The sequence below is a fragment of the Pseudoalteromonas luteoviolacea genome, from assembly GCF_001750165.1.
Lineage (GTDB): Bacteria > Pseudomonadota > Gammaproteobacteria > Enterobacterales > Alteromonadaceae > Pseudoalteromonas > Pseudoalteromonas luteoviolacea_G.
In genome coordinates, this window is record NZ_CP015411.1 from 3,941,666 (window position 1) to 3,962,135 (window position 20,470).

18 protein-coding genes are annotated in these 20,470 nt (G+C 42.1%); 7 read left to right on the forward strand and 11 right to left on the reverse strand.

The annotated features are described in order from the left end of the window. Nucleotides 1-73: 73 nt before the first annotated feature. Genes mazG through rlmD form a run of 3 tightly spaced genes read right to left on the reverse strand, consistent with a single transcriptional unit; the run spans nt 74 to nt 4,339 of the window. Nucleotides 74-853 (reverse strand): nucleoside triphosphate pyrophosphohydrolase, encoded by a 780-nt coding sequence (gene mazG, locus S4054249_RS16810; RefSeq protein ID WP_046356543.1) that lies wholly within the window; start codon nt 851-853, stop codon nt 74-76. Nucleotides 854-862: 9 nt separating this feature from the next. Next, nucleotides 863-3,019, reverse strand: a complete 2,157-nt coding sequence (gene relA / locus S4054249_RS16815) for a GTP diphosphokinase (protein WP_046356544.1) — start codon at nt 3,017-3,019, stop codon at nt 863-865. A 6-nt stretch (nt 3,020-3,025) separates the two neighbouring features. After that, nucleotides 3,026-4,339, reverse strand: a complete 1,314-nt coding sequence (rlmD, locus tag S4054249_RS16820; protein ID WP_046356545.1) for a 23S rRNA (uracil(1939)-C(5))-methyltransferase RlmD — start codon at nt 4,337-4,339, stop codon at nt 3,026-3,028. A gap of 82 nt (nt 4,340-4,421) precedes the next feature. Between rlmD and barA the strand changes: the two genes are divergently transcribed. Next, nucleotides 4,422-7,190 carry a two-component sensor histidine kinase BarA gene (gene barA / locus S4054249_RS16825; protein WP_046356546.1) on the forward strand — a complete coding sequence of 923 codons (2,769 nt, stop codon included), beginning with the start codon at nt 4,422-4,424 and terminating at the stop codon, nt 7,188-7,190. Nucleotides 7,191-7,280: 90 nt separating this feature from the next. Here the strand turns inward: barA and S4054249_RS16830 are convergent, their stop codons facing one another. From S4054249_RS16830 to pspA, 8 genes are all read right to left on the reverse strand, one after another. Further along, entirely contained in the window at nt 7,281-7,625 is a 345-nt protein-coding gene (locus tag S4054249_RS16830) for a 4a-hydroxytetrahydrobiopterin dehydratase (protein ID WP_046356547.1), read from the reverse strand. A gap of 10 nt (nt 7,626-7,635) precedes the next feature. Continuing rightward, nucleotides 7,636-8,433 (reverse strand): phenylalanine 4-monooxygenase, encoded by a 798-nt coding sequence (gene phhA, locus S4054249_RS16835; RefSeq protein WP_046356548.1) that lies wholly within the window; start codon nt 8,431-8,433, stop codon nt 7,636-7,638. Nucleotides 8,434-8,607: 174 nt separating this feature from the next. After that, nucleotides 8,608-9,825 (reverse strand): trans-sulfuration enzyme family protein, encoded by a 1,218-nt coding sequence (locus tag S4054249_RS16840; protein ID WP_046356549.1) that lies wholly within the window; start codon nt 9,823-9,825, stop codon nt 8,608-8,610. Between the two features lie 176 nt (nt 9,826-10,001). Beyond that, nucleotides 10,002-11,015 (reverse strand): TIGR01620 family protein, encoded by a 1,014-nt coding sequence (locus S4054249_RS16845; protein WP_046356550.1) that lies wholly within the window; start codon nt 11,013-11,015, stop codon nt 10,002-10,004. Beyond that, nucleotides 11,012-12,418, reverse strand: a complete 1,407-nt coding sequence (locus S4054249_RS16850) for a YcjX family protein (RefSeq protein ID WP_046356551.1) — start codon at nt 12,416-12,418, stop codon at nt 11,012-11,014. Before S4054249_RS16850 ends, S4054249_RS16845 begins: the two co-directional genes overlap by 4 nt. Before the next feature lie 54 nt (nt 12,419-12,472). Continuing rightward, a complete protein-coding gene (pspC, locus tag S4054249_RS16855; RefSeq protein WP_046356552.1) occupies nt 12,473-12,874 on the reverse strand; it encodes an envelope stress response membrane protein PspC in 402 nt (133 codons plus the stop codon). Next, a complete protein-coding gene (gene pspB, locus S4054249_RS16860; protein ID WP_023397152.1) occupies nt 12,871-13,104 on the reverse strand; it encodes an envelope stress response membrane protein PspB in 234 nt (77 codons plus the stop codon). The genes pspC and pspB overlap by 4 nt, the downstream gene beginning before the upstream one ends. 78 nt (nt 13,105-13,182) lie before the next feature. Beyond that, entirely contained in the window at nt 13,183-13,842 is a 660-nt protein-coding gene (gene pspA / locus S4054249_RS16865) for a phage shock protein PspA (RefSeq protein ID WP_046356553.1), read from the reverse strand. A 183-nt stretch (nt 13,843-14,025) separates the two neighbouring features. Here pspA and pspF point away from each other — a divergent pair, with 183 nt between their 5' ends. From pspF to S4054249_RS16895, 6 genes are all read left to right on the forward strand, one after another. Further along, a complete protein-coding gene (gene pspF / locus S4054249_RS16870; RefSeq protein ID WP_046356554.1) occupies nt 14,026-15,111 on the forward strand; it encodes a phage shock protein operon transcriptional activator in 1,086 nt (361 codons plus the stop codon). 65 nt (nt 15,112-15,176) lie between these two features. Further along, nucleotides 15,177-16,769: an ABC transporter substrate-binding protein gene (locus S4054249_RS16875; RefSeq protein WP_046356555.1), complete on the forward strand. Its 1,593-nt coding sequence runs from the start codon at nt 15,177-15,179 to the stop codon at nt 16,767-16,769. Further along, nucleotides 16,769-17,800, forward strand: coding sequence for an ABC transporter permease (locus S4054249_RS16880; RefSeq protein WP_046356556.1), 1,032 nt, complete (start codon nt 16,769-16,771; stop codon nt 17,798-17,800). The genes S4054249_RS16875 and S4054249_RS16880 overlap by 1 nt, the downstream gene beginning before the upstream one ends. Then, nucleotides 17,787-18,680 (forward strand): ABC transporter permease subunit, encoded by an 894-nt coding sequence (locus tag S4054249_RS16885; protein ID WP_046356557.1) that lies wholly within the window; start codon nt 17,787-17,789, stop codon nt 18,678-18,680. The genes S4054249_RS16880 and S4054249_RS16885 overlap by 14 nt, the downstream gene beginning before the upstream one ends. Next, nucleotides 18,680-19,687, forward strand: a complete 1,008-nt coding sequence (locus S4054249_RS16890; RefSeq protein ID WP_046356558.1) for an oligopeptide/dipeptide ABC transporter ATP-binding protein — start codon at nt 18,680-18,682, stop codon at nt 19,685-19,687. The genes S4054249_RS16885 and S4054249_RS16890 overlap by 1 nt, the downstream gene beginning before the upstream one ends. Continuing rightward, complete coding sequence (locus S4054249_RS16895) at nt 19,672-20,433, forward strand: ATP-binding cassette domain-containing protein (protein ID WP_046356559.1); 762 nt, start codon at nt 19,672-19,674, stop codon at nt 20,431-20,433. The genes S4054249_RS16890 and S4054249_RS16895 overlap by 16 nt, the downstream gene beginning before the upstream one ends. Nucleotides 20,434-20,470: the final 37 nt, after the last annotated feature.

Genomic DNA, 20,470 nt, shown 5'->3' on the forward strand with positions numbered 1-20,470 from the left:
ATCAAGACGGGGCGATAGTATAGCAAAAACGTGATTAGCAATCCAGCAAAAATTGTCTACTCAAGCAGCGGATTTACTTTGCACGCTTTTTTATCAACTCCCAAGCCTCATCCATTTGCATCAAACTTGCGTCTTCCAAGGTTAAGTTTTGTTTAGCCAAAACCCCTCCAATTTGCACAAAGCGATTGCTAAATTTTCGTGTCGCTTGGCGTAACAGTTGTTCAGGATCGCGTTTCGTATGACGAATAACATTCACCGTGGCAAACAATAAATCACCGAGCTCTTCAGCACTGTGTTCAGAATAAGGATCATGCGCCAAGGCTTCTTTCACTTCATCAACCTCTTCTTCAACCTTGTCCAACGCACCATGATAGTCTGGCCAATCAAACCCTAATGATGCCGCACGCTTTTGAATTTTTTTAGCACGTGTGAGTGCTGGTAGGCTTTGGATCACATCAGCACCAAACGCGGGCTTTTCTTTGCGCTCCGACTGTTTAATCGCTTCCCACTGTGCATCTAGCTCCTGCTCAGTCAATGCCGCTTTTTTATTGAAGACATGGGGATGGCGCCTAACCAGCTTGTCATTGAGCCCAGCGACAATGGACTCAAAATCAAATAGCCCTGCCTCTTTACCGAGCTGAGCATAGAAGATCACTTGAAATAGCAGATCTCCCACTTCATCTTTAAGCGCTACATAATCTTGCTGCTCAATGGCATCAGCCACTTCGTGCGCTTCTTCAAGCGTATGAGGTACAATAGAGCTAAAGTCTTGCTGCTTATCCCAATCACACCCTTTCTGTGGGTCGCGAAGCGTGGCCATGATCTCTAGCAATCGATGTATATTTTCACTCATTGTTTACTCTCAATGTTGTCGCTTCGCTTCAAACACGCCTTCGGTTTGCAGCAATTTAGTTAGCAATCGGTTCGTCGCAGATAAATCGCCCACTTCAATTTTCATAGTAAAAATCGCAACCCCTTTTTCATGCTGTGTTTGAACATTCATATTAAGCACATTGACTTTTTCATTCGCTAAAATGGCACTGATATCACGAATAAGACCCTGTCTGTCATTAGCTTCTATGCGGATGGTTATCTCATAAAATGATTGCACATCTTCAGACCAACTAACGGCTATCTCACGCTCAGGGTGCTGCTGTGTAATATGTGCAAAAGAATCACAATCAGCACGATGTACCGCGATCCCTCGGCCTTGCGTAATGTAGCCTACGATCTCATCACCCGGTACAGGCTGACAACATTTAGCAACATGACTCAGCAAGCTGCCCACGCCTTCAACCACAATCCCGTTTTTATCGCCTTTGTGTTTTTTGCGTGTACTGAGCTTTAACTTAGGCTCAGCCTCAGGCTTATCTTGTATAAAGTTTAAGAATTGATTGATACGCACATCGCCCGCACCAATTGCCACCATCAAGTCATCTAATTCTTTAAAATTAAAGCGCTCAATGGCTGGTTCTAATTCTTTGTAACTGATATCCAGCTTTTGTAAGTGACTATCAAGAATTTCTTTACCCGCTTGCAGATTTTTATCTCTGTCTTGCTGCTTAAACCAGTGGTGAATTTTGCTGCGCGCCCGCGAAGAGTATATGTAACCCAAAGACGGGTTGAGCCAATCACGACTCGGTGATGGGTTCTTCTGCGTTAAAATTTCTATTTGATCGCCTGTCGACAGCTTGTACGTAAATGGGACAATTTTGCCAAAGACCTTAGCACCAATGCAACGATGTCCGACATTTGAGTGAATATAATATGCAAAGTCCAGCGGTGTTGAGCCCAGTGGCAAATCAAAAATATCTCCACGTGGCGTAAACACATACACGCGGTCTTCCACGACTTGGTTTTTGAGTTCCTCGGCAAACTCACTACCATCAACCACTTCTTCTTGCCATTGCAGTAGTTTTCTCAGCCAACTAATTTTTTGCTCATAACCCGAGCCGCGTCCAGGCAACGCACCTTCTTTATACATCCAGTGTGCTGCGACTCCCATCTCAGCATCTTTATGCATATCATGAGTACGGATCTGGATTTCGACTGTCTTGCCTTCGGGCCCAAATACAACAGTATGGATAGACTGATAGCCATTGGGTTTAGGCGTTGCGACATAATCATCGAACTCTTTATTCAAATGGCGCCAGTTGGTATGCACAATACCGAGTGCCGCGTAACAATCTTGCAATTGGTCAACCACAATACGCATAGCTCGGATATCAAATAACTGCTCAAACTCATAATTTTTTTGCGACATCTTTTTATAAATACTAAAGATGTGTTTTGGGCGACCATACACCTCAGCTTTTACATTAGCATCAGCCAACTTTTGCTGCACAGCTGAGACCATGTCGCTCATGTACGCTTCTCTTGCAAGGCGTTTATCAGCAAGCTTTTTGGCAATGGTTTTATAGCTATCTGGGTGCAGATAACGAAACGAGAGATCTTCAAGCTCCCATTTTAATTGCCCAATCCCCAAACGATTAGCAAGCGGGGCAAAAATATTAGCCGTTGTCTTTGCAGCAACCACACGCTCTTCTTCAGAGGCATCTTTCACACTTCTGAGGTAGCAAATTTGCTCCGCAAGCTTAATAACCACGGCGCGTACATCTTCTACCATCGCCAATAGCATACGACGAATTTTATCAATTTGGACATTGCCCTTGCTCTGATGAGCTAAGGTACTGATTGACGCCATTTGCTCAACGCCCTTGAGCAACAGGGCGATGTTTTCACCAAGCGCTTTTTCAACCGCTTCAATATCAAGTTGCTGCGCAATAAAATAAGGGGTTAAAAATGCCCCCGCGAGGGATTCTGAGTCAAAATTCAGCTCAGCCAAGATCTCAACCATCTCGATGGCTTTTTCTAACAGATCTTCATTGGTTTCTGCGGGGCACAAAGCGTATGCCTCACTGAGTCGATCGGTTTTATCCTCTGACAACTTTAATAACGCTAATCTCGCGTCAAAATCTGCTGGCAAAGTGGTATGGTGAGATTGGCGAGTCGCTACCATTATTGACTACCTCCTTTGGAACAACGCCATTGTTTCAATATGTCCGGTGTGTGGGAACATATCCATCAGTGCAACCTTGCTTACAGTAAATCCAGCCTGCAAAATTAACGCGCTATCTCGAGCCAAAGTAACGGGATCGCATGACACATAGAGCACTTGATTAAATTGCCCCAATGGCAATTGCTTTAAAACGTCGTATGCGCCTGTGCGAGAAGGGTCTAATACCAAAGTGTCTAGCTCTTGACTAAACCACTGTGCAGAAGCCATTTCTTGCGTCAAATCAAACTGGAAAAACTGTGCATTGTCGATTTCGTTAGTGTGCGCATTTTGCGTCGCCATTGCAACCGAAGAAGCCACTCCCTCGACACCAATTACTTGCTTAGCTTGTTTTGCGAACAATAATGAAAAATTACCAATGCCACAAAACAGATCAAGGACCTTTTCCTGCCCTGTTAACTCAAGCCAACTCAAAGCTTGATCTAACATGGCTGAGTTAACTGCAGCATTCACTTGAATAAAGTTATTCAGCCTAAACTGAAACTCAGTACCATTAACTTGATATTCAGGTAACACGGAATAATATGGATCCGCATTACCATCATCCCAAACAGTTCGCCACCCTCGTTGCTCAAACTGAGTATGTACACCTTGTTTAATTGTATCGTCAATCGCTTTGGTATGACGCAAAAGAATGTACGGGGCGTTATCAGCTTCACATAATTGAATATGGCTAACACTTCTTAGCTGTGAATCACTATTTAATATCTCTCTGAGATCAACAAAAACCGATTGATACACTTGAGTCAATACGCCACAATCAACTACATCGACCAATTTCTTTGATTTTGCAGCTCGAAAGCCAAGCTTGAGTACTTTCTCTTTTTTATCAAAATAGGTCGCAATGCGAGCAGCTCGACGATAATGCCTCCCGTCACTTTCAATTGGGCTGGCCCATGGCAGTGCATCAGTACCTGAGAACTTAGAAAACAACTTTTCCACCGCTAATTGCTTATGCCCAAGCTGCGCTGGTTTGTCTAAATGTTGCAATGAACAGCCGCCACATTGCTGATAATGAGGGCAAAATGCATCAACGCGCTGCTCACTTGCCGTGATCACTTTATCAACCGTCCCCTCAAAAAGTTTCGCTTTTTGTTGAGATACCCTGACTTTGACTCGCTCACCAGGTAAAGCGCCTTCAATAAAGCCAACTTTACCTTTGTATTTTGCTACACCTCGCCCTTGATGATCGAGTGAGTCAATACCCACTTCCATCACCTCACCTTTACCAGATGTTTTTTTAGCACGGAAAATTTGTGCCATGTACCGCCCCTTATACATTGCTAAACACCTATGAACTCGCTACTCTAGAGTTCATAATTATCAAAGTTTTATATCGCTCAATATGTCTAAATTAAGCTTACGCGATAGCGTTTTATTGCTTACCCTGATCCCGACGGTGTTAATCGGTTTAATACTTGGGGGCTATTTTACTATAAATCGCTACGTAGAGCTTGAACAAATCCTCAAACAGCAAGGCACCAGTATTGCTAACTCACTGGCCATGACTGTTGAGCAACCTCTCGATTCTAAAGATAAAGCCAAACTACATAGCATTATTACCAAAGCCCATAATCAACATGCCGCTTTGGTCAACAGTATTGCAGTTTTTGATTTGCATAATCAGCTCATCATGACGAGTAATTACCATAGTGAATTTAACGATTTACATTACCGCGGAAACGTAGCTGCGTTGCATGCTACTGAAGCGCAGAAGCTGCGCAATAACTATATTATATTCGCACCTGTTAAACATTATGGAATTGGTGAAACATGGACGGATGCCCATGCACAAACAATTGCCGTGTTAATGGTAGAGATCAGTCAAGACCAAGCCATCATTGGCCAGCAAAAGGCTCTGCTGTTAAGTGGCACTATCATTCTTGCCGCATTGTTTTTAAGTATCTTTCTCTCAACCCGCCTAAGCCGAACCTTTTCTACTCCCCTCTCTCAATTGCAGCTGGCTACAGACAAGCTCATCGAAGGTAAAACCGACATTGGCGTCAATGAGCAAATGCAAGGCGAGTTTGACATGATGCGTCAAGGCTTAATCACCATCAGTGAAAAAATGGTCGGGCAAAGAGATGAAATGCAAAAACACATCGACCAAGCCACCAGCGACTACCGAGAAACCTTAGAGCAGTATGAAACGCAGAATATTCAGTTAAATATTGCAAAAAAAGAGGCACAAGTCGCCAACCGTGTTAAATCTGATTTCTTAGCTAAAATGAGTCACGAACTTAGAACGCCACTCAACGGGGTTATTGGGTTTACTCGGCAACTGTACAAGACTCCTTTGAATAAGCACCAAAAAGATTACTTAGATACCATAGAGCTTTCAGCAAACAGCTTACTTACGATCATCAGTGACATTCTTGATTTCTCAAAGTTAGAAGCGGGCGCAATGGAGCTGGAAAACATACAGTTTCAACTACGAGATGCCGTCAATGAAGTGATGACTTTGCTTGCACCTAGCGCATATGAAAAACAACTAGAATTATCCATTGCTATCAACCGGCAGGTACCTGACAACCTAGTCGGAGATCCAACACGCTTCAAACAAGTACTGATTAACTTAATTAGTAATGCAATTAAATTTACTGAAAAAGGCTCGGTTAAAGTAGATATCAGCCACCGCTTAAAAGGTGACTCTCAGACCTCATTATTAGTCTCTGTCAGCGACACCGGTTTGGGGATAGCGCAAGAAAAGCAAGACACGCTGTTTACCCCTTTTGCACAAGCCGATACCAGTATCACACGCAAGTTTGGAGGAACAGGCCTGGGTCTTATCATCACTAAACATATTGTTGAAGTCATGCAAGGCAGGATCACTTTAAACTCTGCACTTGGCAGCGGCTCTTGTTTTACATTTAATGCCATCTTTAACTTGCCAAATCGACTCTTTAATGATGATTTACCGTGCAAGCCACTCGAAAACAAGCGTGTGTTATATTTTGAGCCTCAAGAACACACACGTAATGCAGTCATTGCACAAATTGAAACCTGGCATATGCAGGTAACTGTATGTGACAGTGACGAAGCCTTTTATAACGCATTAGCACAAGAGTTTAGTTACGACATTTGCCTTGTAGGTAATATGGCAACCGTTGATGATATGCAAACAGTCAAAGGCTATATTAGCCAAGCGAGAGAAAAAGCGGATTATTTATACCTGATGGTGAACACCATCTCCCACAACATGCGAGAATCTTTGATTGGCAGCGGGGCTGATGCTTGTATTAGTAAACCACTTCATCATAGAAAACTGTGTGAAATGCTTGCCGCCCCTTATCGTTTGGACCACCCAGATCTTTCCATCGAAACAGACAGCGCCACCCACTTGCCGCTTAAAGTACTCATTGCAGACGACAATGACGCTAACTTAAAGTTGCTCTATACCCTGCTAGAAGAGCAAGTTGAGACCATTGAAACTGCCCACAACGGTGCGCAGGCCGTTGGGCTTTGTAAAACACATAAATATGATTTGATATTTATGGATATCCAGATGCCAATCATGGACGGGATAACAGCCTGTAAAAGTATCAAAGAGTCATCTATGAATGATGATACCCCCATTATTGCTGTCACTGCTCATGCACTCACAGGAGAAAAGGAACAGTTGGTCAAAGATGGGTTTAGCGGATATATGACCAAACCCATTGATGAAGATATGCTCAAACAAATCATCTGTGATCACAGTGCAACCTCGCCGGTCGAGCGAGCACAAAAAGAAGAACAGATGGTCAGTAGTGTAGCGCCTTTTGAAAGTCACTTGTTAGATTGGAGCCTGGCTTTACAGCGCTCTGGTAATAAACCTCATTTAGCACTCGAAATGCTCAATATGTTATTACAGAGTGTGCCTGAAACCATAGAGCACCTCAATGAAGCCAGTGAACAAGAAGATCCTGAACTATTATTAAAAGTAATTCACAAATTTCACGGCGCATGTTGCTATACGGGTGTGCCCAAGTTAAAAGCCTTAGCAGAGACCATTGAGACTGCCTTGAAACAAGATAAGGGTTTCGACTATGTTGAACCCGAGGTTTTAGATCTCATTGATGAACTCACTAACCTTAATAGCGATGCAGAAATCACGGCCACATCTAGCTTATGATCCATCACACAGTAAGAAATTAGCACCGTTAATTTCTTACTGACAATAAAAAAGGCGCACATGGCGCCCTTAACATTCCGAAATAAAATCTTATAGTGCAGCGAAAACTTCGTCAGTTTTTGATGCACAGATAAAGTCATTCTTGTGCAGGCCCTTAATTGAATGGCTCCACCAAGTCACTGTCACTTTACCCCACTCAGTTAACAAACCTGGATGGTGACCTTCTTCTTCAGCCATATCACCCACCTTATTTGTAAACTCAAGTGCTTGTTTGAAGTTCTTGAACTTATAAACTCTTTCTAATTGCATGATACCGTCACGTACTTCTGGTACCCAATCAGGGATCTGCTTAATTAATACTGCTAACTCTTCATCTGACACTTTTGGCGCATCCGCACGACACGCTTCACATTTTTGTGCACTTAAATCAGACATGGGTGGTTCCTTAACTTGCTAATTTGTTTTTAGGTGGAAATTTTGGCTCAAACAGCCCTAACTCTTTTGCTTTTTCTACTAATGCCATGATGTCCATTTGTGAAATATCAAACAGATCATCTATCGAATTAATGGTGTAGTACAAAGGCTGCATGATATCAATACGATATGGTGTACGTAGTACATCTAAAACTTCAAGTTTATTGATCTCAGGTGTATCTGAATACACATATTGAGTTTCGCCTGGGCTTGATAAAATACCGCCGCCGTAGATACGAAGACCATTGTCAGTTTGCATCAAACCAAACTCAACTGTAAACCAATACAAACGAGCAAGATAAACGCGATCTTTTTTCTCTGCTGCGTAGCCCAGCTGGCCATATTTGTGCGTAAACTCAGCAAACGCAGGGTTTGTTAACATGGCACAGTGACCAAATATTTCATGGAAAATATCAGGCTCTTGAAGGTAGTCAAATTCTTCACGAGATCGAATAAACGTGGCTACTGGAAATTGTTTATTGGCCAGCAATCTAAAGAATTCATCAAAATCAATCAGTGCAGGTACTGGTGCTACTTGCCAACCAGTTTCTCTTTCAAGTACAGCATTAATTTCGTGTAGTTGAGGAATACGGTCATGTGGTAGGTTGATCTTCTTCAGACCTTCCATATATTCATCACATGCTTTGCCTTCAATGCATTTAAGCTGTCTTGCAACTAGCTCAGACCAAATTTTATTTTCTTCTTCACTCCACTCAATGACGCCTTGCTCATTTGGCTGCTTGGAAGTGTATTTACTAGATTTAGCCATAGTAACCTTCTGTATTTCGATCTCCACTTCTTGCGGTGGAGCGTTCAAACCTGTTATTTCGATACTATGAAAAAGTGAGCAAAATATTAATAGGCAGGCCTAAAATGGCCCACCTAAAGAACTATAAAATCGTAAATAATTACTTACACTTTTGAACACAAAATAATACACCCCTTATTTAAAAGGCCTAACCGAGGGTTTTCGTGTAAACAATAATATACAGTCAAATGCACTTTTTAGGTCCAAGATGATGTCGTCCACCGCTTCAAGACCAACAGAGATACGAATGAGCCCGTCAGAGATCCCGGCAGCTAAGCGCTCTTCTTGTGTATAAGGTGAATGCGTCATCGATGCAGGGTGCTGTATTAACGTTTCAGGATCACCAAGGCTAACAGCCAAAGTACACAGTGAAGTGGCATTAATAAATGCTTCACCATCAGCCAGTGTTCCTTTAATTTCAAAGGCAATGACACCTCCTGCACCTTTCATTTGCTCACCTAAATATTTGTGTCCAGGATGAGATGCCAATCCTGGGTAATAGACTTTCTCTACTTTCGAGTGGCTTTCTAAGAACTCTGCAACTTTTTGGGCACTTTTACAGTGGCGCTCTACTCGAACATGTAACGTCTTTAAACCACGATTGATCAACCAAGCATCATGCGGGCTTATCGTCGCTCCAATGTCTTTCAATACTGTGAGCTTAATCGTTTCAATGTGCTCTTTGCTACCGCAAACGATCCCTGCCACTACATCACCATGGCCATTTAAGTATTTAGTCGCACTGTGGATCACAATATCAATGCCATAACGTTTTGGCTTTTGCAGCAAAGGGGTCATAAATGTGTTATCAACCACACTGATTAAGTTGTGCTTTTTTGCAAATTGACCCAGCATGGCTAAATCCAATACTGTCATATTTGGATTTATCGGCGTTTCTGCAAATAACATTTTACTATTTGGCTGAATGGCATTTGCGAGCGCTGCTTCATCTGTCATATCAACAAAACTGACCTCAATACCAAATTTAGGTAGCATGTGTGCAAATAAAGCAAAGCTACACCCATACAACGCACTCGATGCAATTAAATGATCACCGTGCTCTAAAAAACTGAGTACCGATGCAGATACAGCCCCCATGCCGGTGGCAGTTGCCGCTGCATCTTCCATTTCTTCTAATTGTGCGAGCTTTTCTTCTAATTCTCGTGTGGTAGGGTTACCCAAACGCGTATAAATATAACCCGCTTCTTCTCCTGCAAATCGTGCAGCTCCCTGCGCTGCGCTTTCAAATTTAAATGTCGAGGTTTGGTACAAAGGTGCTGTTAATGCACCATGTGGGTCATTTGCGTGGTGTGGACCGTGTATACAGTTGGTATGGTCATGTAACTTCTTCATTGCTTGCCTGTTGTTATTATTCAAAATGTTTATATCTTATGTAATTAGATATTCCATGATGGATAAATGTACAAGCATGCTGGAAGTTCAGAAGTCTAAGTGAGAAAAATTAATCTGCGTAGGCTGTACACATATGTTGTCACTTAAACCGCAACCGCCTCCGTCTACCAGCTAAATTAGTTTTGCTTTATCAGTTGATTTGTCAGCTTTTTCGCAAAATCAGATAAGAAGTTTGTTTTATTTTTCAATCGTGGAATTGGCCTGCATAAAGTCATTGCTTTGTAGCCTAATCTGGCAGTAAAAACACCCGCACTCAGTCCTTGAGCCGATCTGGCTGACAATTTGCCAAGCAGTTCCGCACCTAAACTTGTCGCGGCAAGATCACTGAGCAGCTCAGATGCCCCCACAAAAACAATTTGCTTAGCAAGCAATTTATATAATTTTACACGACTACGATAACCTAATGTGATCCCATAATGCAGACTCAACTTTTCAATCAAACTCACGCCACGCCAAAGTACTGCGAGCATATCTGTAATAGCCATTGGACTGAGTGCCACCATCAGCGCAGATGTCGTTGCATAGTCAGCGATCATTTTTCTCGCTTGTTCATCTTGCGCTTGCAAGACTGTCACTTCATACAATTGCAGTACTTCCTGATCTGTGTAATGGCTCTTCAAGCTTTGTTGAAACGTCGTAACCTCGCTTTTAGGCAATTTCGCTAGCACTGGCTTCAGCCAAGACTGAGCTTCACCAATTTGATTACTATTTAACAATCTCAAAGCTTGCTCTCGGCGTTGCTCTAATTGTTTCAGTGTACGCAAAGCCTTAGCTTCTCTCAGCAAAAACTTGCTACTCCAACCAATGAATGACACCAATAATAGTAAGTACAAACTAGCAAGAATAACGCTTTGCTGTAATGCATTATAAACAGTCAATGTCAGCTCTACTGGTATTAAAATCGCCAAGCTAAACACTAATCCATGGCGCCAACCTAATTTTGATTTTTTTGGCTCTAAACTATGTTCAATAGACTCATCATCTGAGAAAGGCTCAAACACTTGCTCTGTGCTCACAGGCATAGCATCACATTCAATACGCTCACCTATTCTTGGGTTTGTCGACAGGTGCTCCTCTGGCTGCTCCGTTTCTATGCGCCTGCCTGCAAATCTTTTTTGAGAGTCCATCATGTAAGCTTATCTCCAATCAAAAACTGTAAAGTGTGATCTAGGCGAATATGTTCAAGCTGCCCTTGATAAGCTGGCAGTGGATAAAAAGACAGAAAATTAAAGCCTTCTTGCGGCCATTGAGAAGCTGAAAGCACATGTTCTGGTGGCTCTGGTGGTAAATAGGTTATATATTCAGGCTCACTCAAAGGTCGACCATACACACAATGTAACGTCTTTCCCGATTCATTAACTTGTTTAGATTGACAACTTTTAACCGATGAAATGGTCATCGTATCCACTGTCACGCCCGAAAATTTGAGCTCATTTTCTTGCTCACATAAAAGTTCATGTAACAGGCGTGTCAGGTTATCTTGTTCTGGTAATGCAACAGCGTCACACTTATTGACCGCAAATAATACTTTATCTATCTTAGGTTTAAACAATCGTTGTAATAGGCCACTTTTACCATGCTGGAACATGCCTACAGTATCTTTTAATGCTTGCTTGGTCTGCGCGAGCGTCGCAGGGCCATCATTGAGTGCTCCCAAAATATCAACAAGTACTAACTGTCGATCAAATGCACAAAAATGTTCTTTATAAAATGGCATGATCACCTGCTTTTTATAAGCTTCAAAGCGGCTTTCTAATTGTCTGTATTGGCTCTCTTCACAATACTGACTATGCGTCAATAAAGGAAAAAACTGAATAATCGGCGCGCCAGCTAAGTCACCAGGGATCAACATTCTGCCGGGTTGCAGCTGAGACACCTTTGTATGTTTCTTAAGATTTATAAGGGTACTTTGATAAAGCGCTGCTAATTCGTCCAATTCAGCCATATTAATCGCAGCGCCAGCATCAAACTGATTCAGCGCGGATAAAAACGCCGCACAATGTGTGTCATAGGCACCATTGGATAATATATCCAGTTGTGCCTTGCTCCATTGCTCATAGGTCATATTCAATAGCGGTAGATCCATCAACCACTCACCGGGATAGTCAATTAGCTCTAAATGTAGGGTATGATCGTTTGAAATATGTCGGCGCAGACCACTGCGACTTTGAAACTTTAATGCTAACGTCAGTGTGTTAATTCGCTCGGTTGAGGGTGGCCAACTAGGTGGTGTCTGCATTAAATGGGCGGATGCTGTCGCATAATCAAAAGTAGGAATATCAAGCGCTTTTTGTGGTATTTGTTTACAAGCAATAAGGCGCTGCTCTCTGATGACATCAAAAAATGGAAGATTTTGACTGCTTGCCTGGGTTGTTAGGTGTTTGACTAAAGCGGTTATAAACGCGGTTTTACCACTACCACTAAACCCTGTAACCGCTAATTTAACATGTTGATCTAACGAGCGCTGTAATGTTTTCTGCGCTTTACTTTGTAACTTTTCAAGTGCTTTATGAGTAACACGTTTCACGCTCATATTGATTGCAAATCCCTATTTTTAAGTGGCGTGGCGAATATTCGCCACGAACCATTACAATTTATTTATTTCCCTTTTAACCGTAAATTCAGGAGACGTAACATACTGCTCCATCGACTGAATACGACTGTCCAATTTACCCAACCTATCCTTTAAATCAAACAGGGCTTGGCGAGGTGGCTCACCTTTTTGCCATACTTTAAATTTTACTGAAACAGGATCAGTATCATGACTATTGGTCGTATTTTCTAGCTCAGGTGCCTTACGGTCTAAAATAAACCAACAGGCAATATAAATAACGACAAATAGAGGACCGCCTGATAATAAAACCGCCGTGACGAACAGAATGCGTACCAGCCAGAGTTCCATGTTAAAATAATCACTCAAACCTGCACATACACCCGCTAACTTGCCTCGCTTTGGATCGCGATACAGCTCTCTACGTTTGTGGCTCATACTTTACGCCTCCAGTCTGGTGATTCTTGATCTAACAGCGCCTCCAATGTTTCAACGCGCTCAGCCATCTTTTCTGCTTTATTTGCCAACTCAATAAGCTGGCGATGTTCGTGTTCGCTTAATCCTTGACTCACCTGTTTTTTACTTTTGTAATGAAGAATGAGCCACAGCGGCGCTACCACGATCATAAAAATAATAATTGGGGCAACCAGTATCTCTGCGTCAAACATAACCTTCTCCTGTTTATTTAGTCTTGGCAGCGTATTTTTCTTGTGTGGCACCTACTGTAACAGCAGGTGCCATTACGTTCATTTATTTGCGAGCTTTTTCTTTAAAGCTTCAAGCTCATCATCAACTTTTTCATTCTTTTGCAGGTCAGCAATTTCATCTGCTAGAGACTTCTTACCTAAATCGTATGACTCGACCTGTGCTTCTAAACCATCAATCTTATTTTCATAGCGCTCGAAGCGGTTCAATGCATCTTCTACTTTAGTGCCGTCTAATGCTTTTTTCACATCTAAACGAGATTCAGCTGAGCGTTGACGAAGAACAATCGCTTGTTGACGTGCTTTTGCATCTGCTAGTTTCTCTTGCAGTGTCGTCACTTCTTGCTGTAACTTCTCAATATGCGACTCTACGTGGCTTAATTCTTCAGCAACGCTCTGCGCTGCATCCGACGCTTTTTGTTTTTCAAGTAACGCCGCTCTTGCAAGATCTTCTCGCTCTTTTGTCAGTGCCAATTCAGCTTTTTCCTGCCAGTCATTAGCTTGACCATTTAATTGCTCAACACGTCTTTCCAACTCTTTCTTCTCAGCCAGTGTCTTAGCAGAAGTCGAACGCACTTCTACCAACGTGTCTTCCATTTCTTGAATGATCAGCTTGACCATTTTTTCTGGATCTTCTGCTTTATCCAAGATTGCATTAATATTAGAATTTACGATGTCAGCAAAACGTGAAAAAATTCCCATAATCTTTTACCTCATTGGTTGTGAATTATATTGCTGATAAATATGTATCAATAAGCTTGCCAACTTTAAAAGCAAAAATAAACAATAAATTTCAACAACTTACAAAATAAACAAAAAGCTTTCTATCCTACATTTTTTCAAATAAACTATATGTTAGTCAAAAAAACTAAGAGTTAGTCAAATATGAGTCAATTCCGTCAACAGGATAATTTACTCGGCCAATCAGATAGCTTTTTAGCTGTATTAGATCAGGTCTCTCAGCTTGCTCCGCTAGAAAAGCCCGTGCTCATCATTGGTGAACGTGGCACAGGTAAAGAGCTCATTGCCGCACGATTACACTTTTTGTCTGAGCGGTGGGATCAGAACTACGTAAAGCTCAATTGTGCAGCATTAAATGAAAACTTGCTTGAAAGTGAATTGTTCGGTCATGAATCAGGCGCCTTTACTGGTGCTAGCAAACGTCACGAAGGTCGATTTGAACGAGCCAACGGGGGCACTTTATTTTTAGATGAACTAGCAAACACATCAGCAATGGTGCAAGAAAAGTTACTGCGTGTAATTGAATATGGGGAATTTGAGCGTGTTGGTGGTAAACAAACCGTCAAAGTTGATACTCGACTAGTCTGTGCAACCAATGAAGATTTACCAAATCTTGCTGAGCATGGGGAATTCAGACATGACTTACTAGACAGGCTTGCATTCGACGTGATTACCTTACCACCGCTACGCGCACGCCGAGAGGACATCTTACTACTTGCCGAACACTTTGCAATTAATATGGCAAGGGATCTTGGCTGGTCACTCTTTAGCGGCTTTACTCGCAAGGCCACCGAGGCTCTCCTTGAGTATGATTGGCCGGGCAATATTCGTGAACTGAAAAATGTCATAGAGCGAAGTTTATATCGCCACGGTAACGAACACCTTGCAGTGCATCACATTACCTTTGACCCTTTTGAAAGCCCTTATCGACCGCAGCAGAGAATAAAAGCACAAAAAACTGAGGTAAAGTCACAAATATCACAGCCGCAAATAAGTGAACAAGAGATACTCGACATTGCTGAAAGCACATCTTCGCCTATTGCATCACAAAGCTTCCCGTGTGATTTAAAAACCCTCTCAAGTAACTACGAGATTGAGTTACTTAAAAAAGCACTCGAATTCAGTCAATTTAATCAAAAGAAAACTGCACAAAATCTTGGATTGACGTATCATCAACTCAGAGGATATTTGAAAAAATACAATTTGTTAGACTCACAACAAGAGGCTTAGCTGTGGTCGCCACAATGACAGACCTGTATAACACCTGCCAAAGATATATAAATATGGTATTCACCATGACTACTGCCGTAATTGTTTCGGCATGTGGTGAAGTACCACAAGCAAAATTAGCGAATAAAACCAAAGGGATTGTATATTGCGCAGAAGCAAACCCAGTCTCTTTTAATCCTCAGGTCACCACAACAGGCTCTACCATCGATATAATCGCCAATCAGTTATATAACTCTTTGATCAGTATTGATCCTGTCACTGCTGAATTTAAGCCCGAATTGGCTACCCAGTGGGTAATTAGCGATGATGGTAAAAAAATAACATTCAAGTTAAGAGAAGGCGTTCAATTTCATAGCACAGATTATTTTACACCGAGTAGAACAATGAATGCTGATGATGTTATTTTTTCTTTCAGCCGCTTGTTTGATGTCTATAACCCCTATCACTTCGTTCAAGATGCTAACTACCCATATTTTCAAAGTGTAGGTATGGATCAATTGATCAGGAAAATAGTTAAGATTGATGATTACACCGTAAGGTTTGAACTTTTTAGCGCTGAAAGTAGCTTGTTATCTAATATTGCAACTGATTTTGCGGTGATCCTATCTGAAGAGTACGCTATGTTTCGAGCGTCTCAAGATAAAAAGCACTTGTTTGACACCTTACCTATTGGCACTGGTCCTTATAAATATAAGCACTTTTTGAGAGATAATTTAGTCCGTTTCCACAAACATCATGGCTACTGGAAACATAATTACGCAGTTGATCAATTGGTATATGATATCACGACCAATAATACGACTCGAATTGCTAAAATGCTCACCAAAGAATGTGATATTACTTCACATCCGAGTGCAACCCAGTTAGAAGCTTTATCACAAAGGCAGGATATTATTGTCGACAAAGCTGTTAACTTAAATGTTGGCTATTGGGCGTTTAATACAGAGAAGCCTCCTTTTGACAATGTCTTAGTTAGGAAATCGCTTGCGCACAGCATCGATTTTGACAAAATCATGCAAGCAGTATTTTATGGGAACGGTATTGCTGCGCAATCAATCCTGCCCCCTTCATCGTGGGCATTTACAAAACAAGCTATGCCGTATTATGACCCCATAAAAGCCAAGCAATATTTAACTGAGGCCGGTTACCCCGATGGTTTCGAAATGACACTATGGGCTATGCCTGTTTCGCGAATTTATAATCCCAATGCGCGAAAAATGGCTGAGCTCATTCAAAGTGACCTCAGACAAATTGGCATAAGAACGCGAATTGTTGAATACGAGTGGAACACTTTTATTGAACGTATTGGCCGCCATGAACATGATAGTGTACTGCTTGGCTGGGCTGCTGATACCCCTGATCCAGATAACTTTTTTAGCCCTTTACTCAGTTGCACAGCAACCTTTACAGGTAAAAATCCAGCTAATTGGTGTAATCCAGAGTTTGACCTTCTACTCACGCAAGCGCTAGATACTAACGAACTAAAAATGCGTAAGTTTTATTACCAACAAGCACAAAAAATGCTTGTGGAAGAGCTGCCTGTTGTACCAATTGCACATGGTGTTCGCTTTCAAGCTCGCAGTGCAAATATAGCTGGAGCTGAACTCAGACCATTTGGCGGGGTATCGCTGGCCAATGTAAGAAAAGGTGAACAGTAATGCTGGATTATCTACTAAGACGATTAAGCTTGCTGCTATTTATGTTATTTGCGCTCACCGCATTTACATTTAGTTTGAACTACCTATTTCCAGGAGATCTATTAACTAATTTTAGTGGCCAATTAAACACCAGCTTCAGCCAATCCCAAATTCTTGAAGAAAAGTATCGAATCGATGACAATGTCGTCATCCAATATGGTGCGTTTGTGAGCCGTTTATTCAAAGGGGATTGGGGGCTATCGCTTTCCTCTGGTCAAACCGTCTCATCACATATTGCTGTGCTACTGCCCGCAACACTTGAGCTATGCTTTTATGCATTAGTCGTTGCCGTTTTATTGGGGATACCCGCGGGGATCATTACCAGCGCCTACTATAAAAAGTGGCCGGATAAAATTATTAGTACGCTTACCTTACTTGGCTTTTCAATTCCGGTATTTTGGCTTGCACTGCTGCTCATTATGGTTTTTTGCCTTGGTTTTGGTTGGTTTCCGATGTCAGGACGCATTGGCCTGTTATACGAAATACCTGCTGTTACCAACTTCATCTTGCTCGATATCTGGTTACTTGATTTTCCATATGGTGGACAAGCATTTCTTGATGCACTACACCACTTAGCTCTACCCACCATTGTGTTAGCCATGTATCCAACAACAGTGCTTACACGCTTTACCAGAGATTCGATGCTTAATGTGCTGGAACAAAACTATATAAAAACAGCCAGAGCAAAGGGGCTTAACCGCAGGCAAATTATTCTTGACCATGCTCTGCGAAACGCACTTTTACCAGTTATAAAACAAATTGGATTGCAATTTAGTACCCTAATCACACTTGCGATGGTTACTGAAGTCATTTTTTCTTGGCCAGGTATTGGACGATGGTTAATCGACAGCATTTATCAACGTGACTATCCGGCGATTCAAGGCGGTTTGCTCGCCGTATCTATGTTTGTTATTTTTGCCAATATGTTGGCCGATTTAACCCACTCTTTACTCGACCCTGTATCTAGGAACCAGTCCCATGGCAAAGTTTAGTTTATACAGTGAAGAGTCAAACCGCTCACCTTTATCACGACTGTGGCGTACATTTAAAGCAAATCACCTTGCCTTGGTTGGCTTATGGATGTTCATTGGATTAACGGTATTGGCGATGACAGCGCCTTTGCTAGCGCCTTATGGTATAGATCAACAACATAGTGATGCGCTTTTGCTTCCCCCCTCGTGGCATGACGATGGAGACGTTCATTTTATTTTAGGCACAGACGATCTTGGCAGAGATGTTCTTTCCAGATTGATGAATGGCGCTACTTATACTTTTGGCCTGTCTATTGTCGCGGCATTGGTCACCACTATACTTGGCGTTATATTAGGCACTTTAGCTGGGATTAATCGAGGATTTAAATCAAGTATATTAAACCACTTACTTGATATTACGTTGGCAATCCCCTCTCTGCTTCTTGCCATCATAATTATCGCTATTCTTGGGCCGGGACTTTTAAATACTGTTTGGGCGATCATCTTAGCCCTTTTGCCCCAGCATATTCACTCAATAAGAAACCTCGTTGTTGATGAGCTCAATAAAGATTATATAGGTGCTTATAGGCTAGATGGTGCAAGCCGTGCTCAAATTCTATTCAGAGGTGTTTTTCCAAATATTTATGAGCATATAGTGGTGATATTTACTTTGGCATTATCAACCGCAATTTTGGATATTGCTGCTCTAGGTTTTTTAAAATTAGGCGCTCAACCACCAACGACCGAGTGGGGTGCTATGCTGGCTGAAAACCTTAGCCTAATTTATTTAGCTCCTTGGACAGTAGGCTTACCTGGCGCATTATTGTTTTTGTCTGTTTTAGCCACTAACCTTGTTGGTGATGGGCTGAGAAAAGCGCTGCAAGCTAGAAAGGCAACCTGATGCAATTACTCGATATTAAAAACCTAACGATTGAGCTCCCTACTGAAGACGGTGTAATCCGAGCTGTCGATAAAGTAAATTTGAGCCTTAAAGAGGGTGAGGTACATGCGCTTGTTGGAGAGTCGGGCTCGGGAAAAAGTTTAATAGCAAAAGCCATTGTTGGAGTCCTCAATACACGCTGGAGAGTAACCGCAGATCGTATGCATTGGCGCGGTGTGGATTTAATGCGTTTAAGCCCTGAGAAGCGACGTAAAATCGTTGGTCGAGATATGGCTATGATTTATCAAGAGCCAAGAAGGAGCCTAGATCCTACCGCAAAAATATTCGAACAAGTCGCTGAGTCTCTGCCAGAAGAGTGTTTTAAAGCCGGTTTTTTTGGTCGTAAAAAAGAGCGTAAGGTTAAGGTAAAAGCACTTCTACACAAAGTAGGCATACGCAATGATGAGAAGATCTCTAGCAGCTATCCACATGAGCTCTCCGAAGGTGTTTGTCAAAAAGTTATGATTGCAATGGCTATCGCGAGAAACCCTCAGTTATTGATTGCTGACGAACCTACCACTGCGCTTGAGAGCACAACACGCGCTCAAGTGTTTAGGTTGCTAAAAAGTCTAAATCAACTTAAAAACATGTCCATCTTAATGATTTCTCATGAATTGGAAGAGATAACACAATGGTCGCATGCTATTCATGTACTGTACTGTGGACAGATGGTAGAGGCTGGGCCAACTAAAAAAGTATTTAATGACCCTTTTCACCCCTACACTCAAGCCTTGGTCAAATCATTGCCTGATTATGCTCATGGATTAGGCCACAAAGCACCATTTTACGCACTCAAGGGGACCATCCCCCCATTACAGCATTTGCCGATTGGTTGTAGACTGGGCCCACGCTGCCCCCAAGCGCAAAGAGAATGTGTTGCAACCCCTGTGCAAGTTAAATCACATGGCCATTCCTATGCATGTCACTTCCCATTAAATAGGGAGAAGAAAAAATGCAACCCGTGTTAAAAGTACAAACCCTCAGTAAAACGTTTAAAACCCGCTCTGGATTGTTCAAACGAGATACCGTGCAGGTATTAAAAGAAATCTCATTTGCTGTTTTACCGGGCCAAACGTTGGCTGTCATTGGGGAAACGGGCTCAGGAAAAAGTACCTTAGCTAAAGTGCTTGCTGGCGCTGAAGATGCCGACTCTGGTCAGATCTTATTAAATGGCGATATGATAGTTGACGATAAGCAATCTCGGCGAAAGTGTCACCACATTAGACTTATATTCCAAGATCCAACACGCTCTCTCAATCCAGGTCTCACCATTGGTGAAATGCTGGATGACTGCCTTAGATTTAATACTAAACTCACTGAAGTACAGCGGGATAAAAAAATTGAGTTAACTTTGTCTCGTGTTGGATTGCTATCCGAGCACTACGACTATTACCCACATATGTTTAGTGGTGGCCAGCTACAGCGGGTAGCCCTAGCGAGGGCCCTCATTTTAGACCCTAAAGTCGTTGTATTAGATGAAGCACTTTCTTCACTTGATCCATCTGTGCGCGCACAAATAGTCAACTTACTTTTGAAATTGCAAAAAGAAACAGATTTGACATATGTGCTTATCACACATCACCTGAGTCTGGTGAAGCATATGAGCGACCGGCTACTCGTTCTAAACAATGGTGAAGCAGTGGAATACGGTTGCTGCGAAACCATTTTTAATCATCCACAGTCCAAGGTAATGAAAAAGCTGCTCGCAGTGTAAGTTGAATCAAGAAATAAAAAAGCCACCTTAAGGTGGC

What these genes read in the sequence shown, in the direction of transcription:
- mazG (WP_046356543.1), bottom strand. Translation starts at nt 853, where the DNA reads ATGAGTGAAAATATACATCGATTGCTAGAGATCATGGCCACGCTTCGC.
- relA (WP_046356544.1), bottom strand. Translation starts at nt 3,019, where the DNA reads ATGGTAGCGACTCGCCAATCTCACCATACCACTTTGCCAGCAGATTTT.
- rlmD (WP_046356545.1), bottom strand. Translation starts at nt 4,339, where the DNA reads ATGGCACAAATTTTCCGTGCTAAAAAAACATCTGGTAAAGGTGAGGTG.
- barA (WP_046356546.1), top strand. Translation starts at nt 4,422, where the DNA reads ATGTCTAAATTAAGCTTACGCGATAGCGTTTTATTGCTTACCCTGATC.
- S4054249_RS16830 (WP_046356547.1), bottom strand. Translation starts at nt 7,625, where the DNA reads ATGTCTGATTTAAGTGCACAAAAATGTGAAGCGTGTCGTGCGGATGCG.
- phhA (WP_046356548.1), bottom strand. Translation starts at nt 8,433, where the DNA reads ATGGCTAAATCTAGTAAATACACTTCCAAGCAGCCAAATGAGCAAGGC.
- S4054249_RS16840 (WP_046356549.1), bottom strand. Translation starts at nt 9,825, where the DNA reads ATGAAGAAGTTACATGACCATACCAACTGTATACACGGTCCACACCAC.
- S4054249_RS16845 (WP_046356550.1), bottom strand. Translation starts at nt 11,015, where the DNA reads ATGATGGACTCTCAAAAAAGATTTGCAGGCAGGCGCATAGAAACGGAG.
- S4054249_RS16850 (WP_046356551.1), bottom strand. Translation starts at nt 12,418, where the DNA reads ATGAGCGTGAAACGTGTTACTCATAAAGCACTTGAAAAGTTACAAAGT.
- pspC (WP_046356552.1), bottom strand. Translation starts at nt 12,874, where the DNA reads ATGAGCCACAAACGTAGAGAGCTGTATCGCGATCCAAAGCGAGGCAAG.
- pspB (WP_023397152.1), bottom strand. Translation starts at nt 13,104, where the DNA reads ATGTTTGACGCAGAGATACTGGTTGCCCCAATTATTATTTTTATGATC.
- pspA (WP_046356553.1), bottom strand. Translation starts at nt 13,842, where the DNA reads ATGGGAATTTTTTCACGTTTTGCTGACATCGTAAATTCTAATATTAAT.
- pspF (WP_046356554.1), top strand. Translation starts at nt 14,026, where the DNA reads ATGAGTCAATTCCGTCAACAGGATAATTTACTCGGCCAATCAGATAGC.
- S4054249_RS16875 (WP_046356555.1), top strand. Translation starts at nt 15,177, where the DNA reads ATGACTACTGCCGTAATTGTTTCGGCATGTGGTGAAGTACCACAAGCA.
- S4054249_RS16880 (WP_046356556.1), top strand. Translation starts at nt 16,769, where the DNA reads ATGCTGGATTATCTACTAAGACGATTAAGCTTGCTGCTATTTATGTTA.
- S4054249_RS16885 (WP_046356557.1), top strand. Translation starts at nt 17,787, where the DNA reads ATGGCAAAGTTTAGTTTATACAGTGAAGAGTCAAACCGCTCACCTTTA.
- S4054249_RS16890 (WP_046356558.1), top strand. Translation starts at nt 18,680, where the DNA reads ATGCAATTACTCGATATTAAAAACCTAACGATTGAGCTCCCTACTGAA.
- S4054249_RS16895 (WP_046356559.1), top strand. Translation starts at nt 19,672, where the DNA reads ATGCAACCCGTGTTAAAAGTACAAACCCTCAGTAAAACGTTTAAAACC.